The organism is Flavobacterium sp. 1355 (genome assembly GCF_017833415.1).
Lineage (GTDB): Bacteria > Bacteroidota > Bacteroidia > Flavobacteriales > Flavobacteriaceae > Flavobacterium.
The window spans coordinates 320370-333258 of sequence record NZ_JAFICC010000004.1; the positions used below are offsets into that span (position 1 = coordinate 320370).

Below are 12889 nucleotides of genomic sequence, written 5' to 3' on the forward strand. Positions count from 1 at the left end.
AATGTTGTTTTTTATGGGTTTAAAGTGTCTTTTTTGATCTGGGCTGCCGGTTTGGAATTTGTGGGCTTAGGTGTTTGTGTACTTGGGGTATTCGACTTACTTGGCGTACCTGGCGTAGTCGTTTTAGGAGCTTCTTCCGGAACAAAATTTCTAAGGGTAACAGTACAAATTAAGGGTTCATTTGTTCCTATTTTTTTATTGTCTCCATGATAGCCATAAGCAATATGCGACGGAAACAGAAAAGTAACAGTTTCGTTTTTATGCATCAGTTTAATACCATGGCGTAACCCCATCATGATTTCTTGTTTGTCAACATGATAAGTTTGCGGGCCCAAATCTGCTTCGGCATAAATAACTTTGCCGTCAATATCTTTTACTTCTAAGTTGTAATAGGCGATATCACCTCTTTTCGGTCTCAATGTGTCGGTTAGATTTTGCTCTTCGTACGTATACCAATATCCTTTTTGAGAAGCATAATATTTTACTTTCGGATTGCTTTTGATGATTTTTTTAATAACATCTTCTTCACTGCTGACTAATTTTTTATTTCGGTCAACCGATTTTTTCATAAAAGTACCCGAAGACCTGTGAATAGGCATCCTTACATCTTCGTGTTGTTTACAGCTTACCAATAAAACAGCAAAGAGCAGGCTATAAATGCTTAGTTTTAAGTAGTTCATAAGGGGTTATATTTTTAGTTTAGTTACTAAATCTTCAAACTTTTTAACAGTCTCTTCCATAGTTGCTTCAGATCTTCCGCCGGCTGCATTACTATGCCCGCCGCCATTAAAATGATCTCTGGCAAACTGATTCACATCAAAACCTCCTTGTGAACGGAATGATATTTTGATTATTTTTTCGTCTTTATTTTCTATAAAAATAGCAGTGAGATTAATTCCTTTTATACTTAATCCGTAATTAACAATTCCTTCCGTGTCTCCTTTTATATAATTAAAAGAATCGAGTTCGGCCTGAGTTAGTGTCGTATATGAGGCTTTGTGTTCTTCAAACACTTTCATATTTTGCAAAGCGCGGCCTAACAATTGTAAACGGCTGTAGGAACTATTATCAAATAAAAGTACAGGAATCTGTGTATTTTCGACTCCTAAATCTATCAATTCTGCAATAATACGGTGTGTATTTCCCGTTGTTCCGGGAAAACGGAAAGATCCGGAATCTGTCAATATTCCGGTATAAATACAAGTAGCAATTGTTTTGTCTAAGTCTTCTTTTTTATCTAAAAATGAAATAAAATTATAAAGCATTTCGCAGGTAGATCCAAAAGATGTGTCAGAATACATATAAGCAGCATAATCATCGGGTTTTTGATGATGATCAATCATAATAAACGGAACTTTTAGTCTGGCTAAAGTATGTTCCATTTCGCCTGTACGATGAAAAGCATTAAAGTCAAGAGTAAATACCAACTCTGCTTCTTCTAAAATTTTAGTGCAGTTATCGGTATCTTTTTCAAATATTTTTACAGTTTCTGAACCCGGCAGCCAGGCTAAGAAATCAGGGAAATCATTTGGGGCAATCACAGTTGGCTGATGATTGTTTTTGATTAAAAAATGGTATAAACCAAGCGTAGAACCCATGGCATCACCATCTGGGCCTCTGTGCGGAATTATTGCAATTTTTTTTGGTGTTGCAAGCAACAATTGTACTGCTTGAATATCTTGTATTTTCATAGTGTGCGAATTTACATTTTTTTAATGTAATGCTGAAAACATTTTAGACATTAACACACTTTTAAGGGTTAAAAATTGCAAGTTATGAGTTGTGAGTTTTAGGAATTTGTACCCGGCCGGCTTGGACACGCAGTATTTTATATTAGAATTAATTACAAATGTTCCAATTCCTTTTTGGTAAACTTCTGGTATAATTTATATTTTGCACCCCTTACAATCTGCGATTTGTAAATACCTACAGAACCTGAAGAAAAATAAGCAATTAGGCAGGCAAGAGCAATGAAAAGACCTGGCTGTAATCCGAATAATTCAATTCCCATAACCGTACACGCAATAGGAGTGTGGGTAGCGCCCGAAAAAACTGCGACAAAACCCATTCCTGCCAAAAGCGCTATTGGCATCGGGAGTATGACTGACAATGCACTTCCTAAAGTAGCTCCGACAAAGAATAATGGTGTTACTTCACCACCTTTAAAACCAGCTCCAAGCGTAAAACCGGTAAATAATATTTTGAGTAAAAAATCATACCACGGATTTGCATTCGAAAATGAATCTACAATAGAAGGAACCCCTAGTCCTGAAAATTTTGTAAATCCCAGACCTGCGATCGCGATGGCTAAGAAAATCCCTCCTATAAAAGGGCGCAACGGTGGATATTTAATGTTTTTTGAAAAAAGAGAACTCCAGAAATGAGTGCTTCTTGCAAATAAAAATGCAGCAAAGCCAGCTAAAAGACCAATTATTATGGAGTAAAATAAATTATTAAAATTAAATTCAGGAACAACAGGAATACTGTAATGTGTATGTTTAACTTTCCAAAATTCGACTGTAAAATAAGCAATGTAGGCAACCAAAAAAGAAAGTATCAGACTTTTGAAATTGATTTTACTAAAGTACAGAACCTCCAATGCAAAAATAGCTCCCGCCAGAGGTGTTCCAAAAACAGAGGCAAAGCCGGCACTAATGCCAAGAATAATTAAAATTTTACGTTCAGAATTGTCCAGTTTGAAAATCCTGGTAAACTGGTCAGCAATTGCGCCTCCCATTTGCACGGCTGTGCCTTCACGACCAGCAGAACCTCCAAATAAATGTGTCACTAAAGTTCCAAAAAGAACTAAAGGTGCCATTTTGAACGGAATTACTTTTTTTGGTTTTTCGTATTCTTCCAATAATAGATTATTCCCTTTTACCACAGATTCTCCCCAGTAATAATACATTAGTCCAATCAAAAGTCCGCCAATTGGCAGGAACCAGATAATCCAGTGGTTATGGATTCTGAATTGTGTAACAAATTCTAATGAAACTAAAAAAAATGCTGATGCTGATCCTGAAAAAATACCTGTCAGGACACAGATTACGATCCATTTGAGAATTGTCGGGAATATTTCTTTTAGTTTTTGGGAAGTCATTAATTGTGAAAAGTTTTTGCCACGAATTTCACTAATTTTCACGGATTAATAGCTTTTTAATTGAGAAAATTTAAAAAGAAAATCTTTTTTTTAAATTCTTAATTTGTGGCAGAAAAGTAGTAAAAATTCGCGGCAGACTTTTTTATTGTATTACGGCTGTAAATTCAATTTCGACAAGATATTCAGGAGCAACAAGCTTGCTTATTTCATAAAAACCAGTTGTCGGTTTTACATCTTTAAAAAAAGAGGCATGTGCTCTTGCAACTTCTTCAAAGGAATTAATATCAGTTGTAAAAATACGGGTTCTGATTACGTCCTTCATTCCGACATTCAAATCCTCAAGTACTTTTTCAACGCGCTCTAAAATGTTATAAGTTTGGGCATAAGCATCATCAGCTTTTACTTTTTCTCCATCAACAATAGCTACAGTTCCCGAAACTTCAATAATATTGCCAATTCGCACTGCACGGCAATATCCCATTTTATCCTCCCAAGGTGAGCCTGTTAAGATGTTTTCTCTTTTCATTTTTTTATGTTTTTAGAATTGGTTTATTAATTTTTAAAACAAATTCTGGTTAGTTAATTCTGTTGCAATTTAAGAAATATGAAATTTAAAAGAGAATTATTAATTTGAAATCAATGTGCAAATCAGCATTTTTTGTGATATTTAAAAGAGTTATTTGAAGCTTTATTCTGTTTGCCGATGTTCAAAAAGCCGAAGCTTATTTTGTGTTGCAATTAGGTTTTGTTGTAAAGTCTCAATTTTATTCAATAAATGTGCGATAGCATCAATTCCTTCCATATTTATTTTAAGATCATAATGTAAACGGATCATTTTTTCTATTTCAGGCAATTGTTTAGAATGAAAATACTGGTCGTCTTCCTCAACAATGATTTCTACCAATCCGTAATTATTCAGTTCCATTATAAAGTTGTTCTCAATTTCGTGATAAACGCAAAATTGTTTTATCTGGATTAAATTTTTGCTATTCATGATTTCTCATTTTAGATAATTCCTCAAATAATTCTTTTTCTTTTTTAGTCAGTTTTGTTGGTACTTTTAATTTATATGTAATGTATAAATCTCCAAACTGATTTTCTTTTTTATAGACGGGAAATCCTTTTCCTTTTAGCTTGACTTTTGTCCCTGGCTGAGTTTCTTCTGGAACTTTTATTTTTACTTTTCCATCAAAAGTAGTAACGAAGATTTCGCCTCCCAAAATTGCCGTATACAAATCAAGATCGACATCTGCATAGAGATTATTGCCTTCTCGTTTAAAATCTGAATTGTTTTCAATAGAAAAAGTAATATACAAATCACCATTTGGCCCTCCGTTTGCTCCTGGTCCTCCATGTCCCGCAATTTTTATAATTTGCCCGTTTTCTACACCGGCAGGAATTGTAATGCGAATATTTTTGCCATTAACAGTCAGGTTTTGTTTGTGCGTTGTGTAAGCAGAGGCAAGATCTAATTGCAACTCGGCATTAAAATCCTGACCTCTGTACTTCGATTGCGTTCTGCCACTTCTTGCTGAACCATACATAGAATTGAAGAAGTCAGAAAAATCACTTCCTGAGAAATCACCTCCAAAACCTGAAAAATCTCCACCAGAAAAATCAGCGCTGCTTTGCTGTCTTGTTCGCTGTTGGTTTGGGTTATAACCGGCTTTTTCGAATTCATCAGCATGTTGCCAGTCTTTTCCATATTTATCATACTTCTTTCTATTCTCAGCATTGCCCAAAACTTCATTGGCTTCGTTTATTTCCTTAAATTTTTTCTCCGCCTCTTTATCATTCGGATTCAAATCAGGATGGTATTTTCGGGCCAGTTTTCGATAGGCCTTTTTAATTTCTGCTTCTGTTGCTGTTTTTGGGACTTCCAATGTTTTATAATAGTCTATATAATCCATTTTGTAAGTTTTTAATGAAGTAAATTAAACATTGAATTTAAGAATAAGTTGGTAATTATCAAAATGATGTCTGTGTTTAAATAAAAAATAACGAATCTTTTTTATGTGAAAGATAAATTTTGAATTTGGATTTTTTAATTGGAATTTTAAAAGCTAAATGATTTCTGGCAGGTTTTTTGTTTTCAAAAAAATAGCATAAGATATTGTTATAAAAGTCTTAAAGTTGCCGAGCCTAATTAAATTATATTATTTTTGCGAAGCACTTGATTTTTATAATAATTATAAAAGCCTACTCGATAAAAACTTTTTTTAATGAAGCAGATTTTATTTTTCATATTATTTTTTACTGCGGTAACCGTATCAGCCCAAACTGAATTCAGTACAAAATTCAAGTCTATTCCTGCGCCAAAGTTTGGTGCTAAACCTAAAAAACTTCCAACTCCGGAAATTAAGGACCCTCAGGCCGATAATTTAGACATGCCTGCTATTAAGACACCAAATGTATTTGATAATACAAGTATTACTCCAAAATCTAAATTTCAGATTGGCGAACAAAAAAGTACTTTTTCAATGTCAACAGAAAATGACTTTGCAAATCCCGGTGATCGCTATGTTCCCAAAATGGAAAAAGATCTGGATAAGGCTTTAAAAGCAGAAGGCCTAAGAGAAGGAAGGGGAGAATTAGTTAAGAAAAATATTTCTCTGGGGGATTTTAAAACCAAGTCAGATTATTTTATTGTAAAATTCCGTGATTTTGGTGCTATCGATGGAGACTTAGTAAAAGTTTCTGCCAATGATAAAATAATAAGTTCTCAAATATTATTAGATTCTAATTTTAAGCAAGTAAAAATTACACTCGGAAATGGGTTTAATAAATTGGATTTCGAAGCACTGAATATTGGAACATTAGGAGGGAACACTGCCGAAATACAAGTCTATGATGATAAGGGTGCTTTGGTGACAAATGATTACTGGAATAATCTTGCTGCAGGTTTTAGAGCATCAATTGTAGTAACAAAAGAATAATTTTTGAGGTTCAAAGCAACAGAGGTTCAAAGAGACAAAGAGAGAAGCCTCTGAACCTTTGTTACTCTGAACCTTTGTGCCTAAAAATGGAAGATGTGAAAAAAAATATTTTTTTTCACATCTTCCATTTTTCATTTTCGAATATAAAAAGTATTTTTGCGCATGCAACACAACGTACTTATTTTAGATTTCGGATCGCAATATACACAGCTTATTGCGCGTAGAGTTCGCGAATTAAATATATTCTGCGAAATTTTCCCTTACAATCACTTTCCTAGTGATTTATCACCTTACAAAGCAGTAATTTTAGGTGGAAGCCCTTTTTCTGTTCGTGCAGAAGATGCTCCACATCCTGATTTATCGCAAATAAGAGGTAAACTTCCAATGCTTGCCGTTTGTTACGGAGCACAATATTTAGCACACTTTAGCGGAGGCGAAGTTGCAGCTTCAAATACAAGAGAATACGGCAGGGCTAATTTATCTTATATTAAGGAGAATGAAGTTTTCTTTGAAGGTGTTTCAGAAAACAGCCAGGTTTGGATGAGTCATAGCGACAGTGTAAAAGCTTTGCCAACCAATGCTGTAAAATTAGCCAGCACACATGATGTAGAATTTGCAGCTTATAAAATAGAAGGCGAAACTACATACGGAATTCAATATCATCCGGAAGTTTTCCATTCTACTGATGGATCAAAAATGCTGGAAAACTTTTTAGTAAAAATTGCCGAAGTTCCTCAAAACTTTACACCAAATGCTTTCGTAGAAGAAATGGTGGCAGAGCTAAAAGAGAAATTAGGAAATGACAAAGTAGTTTTAGGACTTTCCGGAGGAGTAGATTCTACTGTAGCCGCAGTTTTATTGCACCAGGCCATTGGAAAAAACTTATACTGTATTTTTGTAAATAACGGTTTACTCCGTAAAAACGAATTTCAAAATGTATTAGATCAATACAAAGGAATGGGATTGAATGTGAAAGGTGTTGATGCCGGAGATCGTTTTCTTGGCGAATTAGCCGGAATCAGCGATCCTGAAACCAAGCGTAAAACAATTGGCCGTGTATTTATTGAGGTTTTTGATGATGAATCACATTTAATTGAAGATGTAAAATGGTTGGCACAAGGAACTATTTATCCTGACGTAATTGAGTCTGTTTCTGTAAAAGGACCATCGGCAACAATTAAATCACACCACAATGTTGGCGGATTGCCGGATTATATGAAATTAAAAATTGTAGAGCCGCTTAGAATGCTTTTTAAGGATGAAGTAAGAAGAGTTGGAGCTACTTTAGGAATAGATCCTGAATTATTAGGAAGACACCCTTTCCCGGGACCAGGATTATCAATCAGAATTTTAGGAGATATTACTCCGGAGAAAGTTCAGATTTTGCAAGATGTTGATTCTGTTTTTATTGAAGGATTAAAATCCTGGGGACTTTATGATAAAGTTTGGCAGGCCGGAGCAATTCTGCTTCCTGTAAATAGTGTTGGTGTGATGGGCGATGAACGTACTTACGAAAAAGTAGTTGCGTTGAGAGCTGTAGAATCAACAGACGGTATGACAGCAGACTGGGTACATTTACCTTATGACTTTTTGATGAAAGTATCAAATGATATTATCAACAAGGTAAAAGGCGTGAACCGTGTAGTTTACGATATAAGTTCAAAACCACCTGCAACAATTGAGTGGGAATAGTAATATTTTTCAAATTAAGGCGTTACATTTGTAACGCCTTAATTTTTTATAACCTACTATTTATGAGAGAACTTTTAACGATTTCTCTTGTGTTTGTTTTGTCTTTTAACAAAATAATTGCGCAAGATTCAATAATTGAACACAAAATTCAAAAAGGAGAAACGGCTTATTTTATTGCCCAAAAATATAAGATCTCCGTTGACGAAATCTACAAACTCAATCCTGAATCTCAAAGCGGTATAAAGGATAATCAAATTATTAAGATTCCTGTTCATTCTTTAGAAAATACGAATCGAAATCAAAACCAGCAAAACAAACATGTTGTTGGTGCAAAAGAAACACTGTATGGTATCTCAAAACAATACAAGGTATCGGTTGAAGCCATTCAGAATGCAAATCTGGAAGTTCTTTCTAACGGACTTCAGGCTGGTCAGGAACTAATAATTCCACAGGACGCAGCAAATCAATTAAAAGCAGAAATTACAACTTCTTCAAAAGCTACTCACATTGTCGCTGCAAAAGAATCTTTGTTTGGTATTGCAAGACAATATAATGTTTCGGTTCAGGACTTGGAAAATTTAAACAAAGAACTGCTTTTAAACGGATTACAGATTGGGCAAACTATTGTAATTCCAAACAAAAGAAAAACCTTAGACGGAAGAGTCCGTGTTATAAATCAAGAAACTATTTTTCATGTAGTTGAAGCAAAAGAAACTAAGTTTTCAATCGCAAAAAAATACGGCATCTCAATTGATCAGTTAGAATCTCAAAATCCTGAAATTGTCAATGGGCTTGTGATCGGCAATAAATTAGCCATCAATACAAAAGAAATCAAACCAACAAACGAAAGCGAGGAACTAATGCTGGCTTTGGCTGAAAAACAGGTTGTAGTCGAAAAAACAAAGGCTAAAACAGTTGAGCTGGAAGATTTAAAAGATCGCCTGGTGATTCAGAAAGAAATGAATGAGAAAATCATAAAAATTAATGATTTGAAAGTTAATCTGAATGATATGAATGGTTCTAAAGAAAACGGTTTTGAAAAACTGCGTTTAGTTCTGGAGGCCAATAAAAATGTGCAGGATATTTTAATGGCAAAACTCGATTCGCTGGTCAATACAATGAATAACGACCTGGTTGAATTAAAAAGAATGGATGTTCTGAATGTTGACGAATCAAAACGTTTAGAAAAGCAATCGTATGAAAGTATAGGCAAAACAAGTGAGTTGTCTTCTCAGTTAAAGAAAGAACTGGCAGAAAACAGAAAAGCGTATGCCGGTTTGATGAACAAGGCAGAGCGAATTGCACTTGAGGAAAATCAGGAATACAAAAAGAAAATCCGCGAAAGCGAAAAAAATAATAATGCGACATCCTTACAGCAGCGTCTTTCGCTTGACGAAATAAAGCGTTATAAAATACAACAGGAGCAAGGTGATGCTCAGAATCAATTGTTGATTAATAAAATCGACTCACTTGATATTCAGAAAACCATAGAAGTAAAACGTCATATAAGTAAAGCGGCTTTTTATAGTATGGAAGCCCGTAAATTTGATGATAAAGTGGCTTTGATAAAACTAAAAAAGTATCAGGATGAAGCTATTAAAAATCAGACTAAAACAGATACAAAAGAAACTTCAAAATCAGTTTCGTTAGAAGAAATGAAACGTGAACTAAAAGAAAATCCGTTTAAAAATGAAAAAAATGTTAAGATAGAAGTTTATGATAATCTTAAAGAAGTTTCAAACGGCTATTATTTAGTTTTAGGTATATTTACCGATGCAACCCTGCGAGATAAGTTTATTATGCAACTTATTGATAAAGGGGATTTTAATGCCAGCTTCTTTTTTAATGTAAACAGTCTTTCGTATTATGTTTATTCATATAAATGCCAAAATATTGAAGAAGTTCTATATGAATGCAAGAAAAATGAAGAAGATGAGTTATATAAGAACATTATTATTGCTAAGGTTGAGATCGATTTGAGATAATATTTGTCAAAAAATAACAAGTGGCGCGAATCTTGCTTTGAACAAAAAATAGTATAATTGTTTTCGAAATAAAATTAAATTGTTTAAGTCCTGTATATGAAATATTATTTTACATTATTGTCGTTTGTTTTTTTAGTTACATCCTCTGCTTTTTCACAAGAAAAAGTAGTAAAGTATACTATTTCCAGCGGAGAAACGATTAATCAGATTGCTCAGAAATTTAAGATCACTCCTTATGACATCTATCAGTTAAATCCGGATGCGCGAGGAGGATTAGTACCAAATACGGTTTTGTTAATTCCAACCAAAAATGGAAAAACTGAACCTGCTGCTGCAAAAACGAACACATCGGGAAAGGGAATTACTCATGAAGTACAGCCAAAAGAAACTCTTTTTGGTATCGAAAAAAAATATGGTGTTTCTGATGAAGCCTTAAAAGCGGCAAATCCATTTTTAGTTTCAAATGGACTGCAAATTGGTCAGACACTTGTAATTCCGTCAAAAGGTGCTATTGCAAAAACTACAGCTTCTGCAGAAAAAAAGAACAAAACTGCTGTTGCAGAAAAATATGTTTATCACGAAGTTTTGCCGAAAGAAACTAAATATTCAATAGCAAAACAATATAAAACTACAGTTGAGGATTTAGAAAAACGCAATCCTGAAATCGTAGCGAATTTACCTGTTGGATATAGGGTTACTATAAAAGGTACAGCTCCAAAAACAGAGGCAAATTCTTCTGTAGCTGCAGCTGTTACGAAACCTGCTGAAACTAAAAAGGTTGATGAGTCTTCAAAAAAAGGAACAACTTACATGGATTATCAGGTAAAGCCAAAAGAAACTTTATATAGTTTGTCAAGAACATTTCAGTTAACTCAGGCAGAATTGACAGAACTAAATCCGTCACTTTCTGAAGGTGTAAAAGAAGGAATGGTTTTAAAAGTTCCGTCAGGATTCCTGGCGCCAGCTCCTATAATTGTACAGCAACAACCACAACACGTAGAGAAAACTATCGAGAAACCAGTTGAAAATTCAGGCTCAGCTGGTGGAATCAGGATTCTTGAAAAAGTAAAATCAGAAACTGTTTCTGTTGATCCGGAAGTTGTTGAGCTGACTAAAAAACGCGGACAAAACGAGCGTAAAAAAATAGCTTTATTGTTGCCTTTTAACCTGGCTAAAATGCAAAATGATACAACAAGCACCGCAAACAGGATCAAAAATGATAAATTCCTAAACATGACTCTTGATTTTTATTCCGGAGCTATGATGGCAATCGATTCTGCAAGAGTATTAAAGCTGCCAATTGATGTGTCCATTTATGATTCTCAGGAAACAAAAAGCACATCAAATGTTTCGGGTTTAATAGCTCAGAACAAATTACAGGGAGTTGATGCTGTTATCGGACCATTTTATCAAAGTAATGCAGAAAGTGCTGCAAATTCTTTGCGCTTGTATAATGTGCCTGTGATATCTCCATTATCAAAAGATACAGCAAATCCAATTGATAATTTGTATCAGTCAATACCAACAAATGATGTTGTCAGAAATGCTGTGTTTGATTATATGCGAGCCAAAAACGGAAACATTGTGGCTGTTGTAGATAAGAAAAAAGAGTCGGTTATAAATTATATCAAACAAAACCAAAGAGGAGTCGTATTTGCTGCTTTGTCTGAAACAGGAGGTTTGGATGTTGCCAATTTAAAAAGCCTTTTATTGCCTAACAGAATGAATTATGTGGTGATGGAAACTGCAAATACAGCAATGGTTAAGACTACCATTAAGGCTTTGATAGATGCGCAAAGAACCTGTCAGATTCAGTTGGTGATTTTAGAGCCAAACAGTACTTTGGATACAGATGAAATTAGTTTTGATAATTTAGTAAAACTAAAATTAATGTATCCGTCAGTAACCCGTGAAAGTGATGAACCAGCTGTTTTAATCTTTGATAAAGAATATAGACTGAAAAACAAAGTACATCCAAATACCTATGCAACACGTGGTTTTGATGTGACTTTTGATACTATGATGCGTTTAGTGCAGGGAAAAACATATCAGGAAACTACAGATTTAATCACAACAGAACAGGTTGATAATAAATTTCAGTATTATAAAAAAGAAGATGGCGGACACGCTAATAAAGGTGTCTACATTTTATATTACGATTCAGACTTAACTTTAAAAGTAGCAAATTAATGACATCAAAAGTAACCTATTTGGGTGATTTAAGAACAAGTTCAATTCACGTACAATCCGGAAATGAAATTATTTCTGATGCACCAATTGATAATAACGGAAAAGGAGAAGCTTTTTCTCCTACAGATACTGTTGCCAACGCACTTGCAAGCTGTATGATGACTATTATGGGAATAAAAGCCCGTGATCTTGAAATCAACATCAATGATTCGACTGCCGAAGTAACTAAAATTATGAATGCAGAGCCAAGAAGAATAGGGGCAATAGAAATTGTTTTTGAAATGAAAGGTGACGCAGACCAAAAGAACAAAACTATACTTGAACGTGCGGCTATGACTTGTCCGGTATTTTTGAGTTTAAATACTGATATCGAAAAACGAATTTCTTTTAACTGGAAATAAATTTGAAACAAATATCTTAGAGAGCCATCAGGAAACTGATGGCTTTTTTTTTTGCATATAGAGATTTCATTCTAATAAATTAACATAAAATTGATATTTAATTTTGGCATTAAATAATAGGATTGCAGTATATTTGCAAAAAAAATGCATAAATTTGCTTAAAAATTGCAGCCTAAGAATGTTTATTTGTAAAATATTTTAGAATAATTATTTGTGAAATAATTCGTGTTATGTAATTGATTTTTAGTAAATTAACTGTATTGTATTGACCCCAAATAAACTTAACTACGAATAAAACTTGAATACCATGTTAAAAAGTAAAATAGACAAAGCAACAGGCTTTGAAAAGAGGTTTGAGAATATTAATACCATTGTTTTTGAAAACTCTGGCGAAGCATCAAAAGCTGTTGCACAGCAAATAGCAGCTTTAATTCAGGAAAAACAAAAGGAAAATAAACCTTGTATTTTAGGTTTGGCAACAGGATCCTCTCCAAAAGGATTGTATGCAGAACTGGTGCGTCTGCACAAAGAAGAAGGCCTGAGTTTCAAAAACGTAATCAGTTTCAATCTCGATGAATATTATCC

Annotated in this window: 11 protein-coding genes and 1 pseudogene; 6 read left to right on the forward strand and 6 right to left on the reverse strand. The window is 34.1% G+C overall.

The window, feature by feature from the left end:
* Positions 1-11: 11 nt before the first annotated feature.
* The 6 genes from gldI to JOD96_RS07300 all read right to left on the reverse strand — a co-directional run bounded on the left by gldI (position 12) and on the right by JOD96_RS07300 (position 5010).
* Positions 12-680 (reverse strand): gliding motility-associated peptidyl-prolyl isomerase GldI, encoded by a 669-nt coding sequence (gene gldI / locus JOD96_RS07275; RefSeq protein ID WP_209563612.1) that lies wholly within the window; start codon positions 678-680, stop codon positions 12-14.
* Positions 681-686: 6 nt separating this feature from the next.
* The gene (locus JOD96_RS07280) at positions 687-1691 is read right to left on the reverse strand and encodes a DHH family phosphoesterase (protein ID WP_209563613.1); all 1005 of its coding nucleotides are present in this window, start codon (positions 1689-1691) and stop codon (positions 687-689) included.
* Positions 1692-1843: 152 nt separating this feature from the next.
* Positions 1844-3100, reverse strand: coding sequence for a voltage-gated chloride channel family protein (locus JOD96_RS07285; RefSeq protein ID WP_209563630.1), 1257 nt, complete (start codon positions 3098-3100; stop codon positions 1844-1846).
* Positions 3101-3242: 142 nt separating this feature from the next.
* Positions 3243-3626 carry a RidA family protein gene (locus JOD96_RS07290; RefSeq protein ID WP_209563614.1) on the reverse strand — a complete coding sequence of 128 codons (384 nt, stop codon included), beginning with the start codon at positions 3624-3626 and terminating at the stop codon, positions 3243-3245.
* 162 nt (positions 3627-3788) lie between these two features.
* Positions 3789-4094, reverse strand: a complete 306-nt coding sequence (locus JOD96_RS07295; protein ID WP_209563615.1) for a chaperone modulator CbpM — start codon at positions 4092-4094, stop codon at positions 3789-3791.
* Positions 4087-5010, reverse strand: a complete 924-nt coding sequence (locus JOD96_RS07300; RefSeq protein ID WP_209563616.1) for a DnaJ C-terminal domain-containing protein — start codon at positions 5008-5010, stop codon at positions 4087-4089. The genes JOD96_RS07295 and JOD96_RS07300 overlap by 8 nt, the downstream gene beginning before the upstream one ends.
* Before the next feature lie 312 nt (positions 5011-5322).
* On the opposite strand from JOD96_RS07300, the gene JOD96_RS07305 reads away from it, so the two are divergent.
* From JOD96_RS07305 to JOD96_RS07330, 6 genes and pseudogenes are all read left to right on the forward strand, one after another.
* Positions 5323-6036, forward strand: coding sequence for a hypothetical protein (locus JOD96_RS07305; protein ID WP_209563617.1), 714 nt, complete (start codon positions 5323-5325; stop codon positions 6034-6036).
* Between the two features lie 162 nt (positions 6037-6198).
* Complete coding sequence (guaA, locus tag JOD96_RS07310; RefSeq protein WP_209563618.1) at positions 6199-7728, forward strand: glutamine-hydrolyzing GMP synthase; 1530 nt, start codon at positions 6199-6201, stop codon at positions 7726-7728.
* A 62-nt stretch (positions 7729-7790) separates the two neighbouring features.
* Positions 7791-9713: a LysM peptidoglycan-binding domain-containing protein gene (locus JOD96_RS07315; protein ID WP_209563619.1), complete on the forward strand. Its 1923-nt coding sequence runs from the start codon at positions 7791-7793 to the stop codon at positions 9711-9713.
* Positions 9714-9809: 96 nt separating this feature from the next.
* A complete protein-coding gene (locus JOD96_RS07320; RefSeq protein ID WP_209563620.1) occupies positions 9810-11903 on the forward strand; it encodes a LysM peptidoglycan-binding domain-containing protein in 2094 nt (697 codons plus the stop codon).
* Positions 11903-12304: an OsmC family protein gene (locus JOD96_RS07325; protein WP_209563621.1), complete on the forward strand. Its 402-nt coding sequence runs from the start codon at positions 11903-11905 to the stop codon at positions 12302-12304. Before JOD96_RS07320 ends, JOD96_RS07325 begins: the two co-directional genes overlap by 1 nt.
* A 307-nt stretch (positions 12305-12611) precedes the next feature.
* Positions 12612-12889: pseudogene (locus JOD96_RS07330) on the forward strand (6-phosphogluconolactonase); the annotation flags it as partial.

Bases quoted from the DNA above. Each gene is read 5' to 3' on its own strand.
- gldI (WP_209563612.1), bottom strand. From the start codon at position 680: ATGAACTACTTAAAACTAAGCATTTATAGCCTGCTCTTTGCTGTTTTA.
- JOD96_RS07280 (WP_209563613.1), bottom strand. From the start codon at position 1,691: ATGAAAATACAAGATATTCAAGCAGTACAATTGTTGCTTGCAACACCA.
- JOD96_RS07285 (WP_209563630.1), bottom strand. From the start codon at position 3,100: ATGACTTCCCAAAAACTAAAAGAAATATTCCCGACAATTCTCAAATGG.
- JOD96_RS07290 (WP_209563614.1), bottom strand. From the start codon at position 3,626: ATGAAAAGAGAAAACATCTTAACAGGCTCACCTTGGGAGGATAAAATG.
- JOD96_RS07295 (WP_209563615.1), bottom strand. From the start codon at position 4,094: ATGAATAGCAAAAATTTAATCCAGATAAAACAATTTTGCGTTTATCAC.
- JOD96_RS07300 (WP_209563616.1), bottom strand. From the start codon at position 5,010: ATGGATTATATAGACTATTATAAAACATTGGAAGTCCCAAAAACAGCA.
- JOD96_RS07305 (WP_209563617.1), top strand. From the start codon at position 5,323: ATGAAGCAGATTTTATTTTTCATATTATTTTTTACTGCGGTAACCGTA.
- guaA (WP_209563618.1), top strand. From the start codon at position 6,199: ATGCAACACAACGTACTTATTTTAGATTTCGGATCGCAATATACACAG.
- JOD96_RS07315 (WP_209563619.1), top strand. From the start codon at position 7,791: ATGAGAGAACTTTTAACGATTTCTCTTGTGTTTGTTTTGTCTTTTAAC.
- JOD96_RS07320 (WP_209563620.1), top strand. From the start codon at position 9,810: ATGAAATATTATTTTACATTATTGTCGTTTGTTTTTTTAGTTACATCC.
- JOD96_RS07325 (WP_209563621.1), top strand. From the start codon at position 11,903: ATGACATCAAAAGTAACCTATTTGGGTGATTTAAGAACAAGTTCAATT.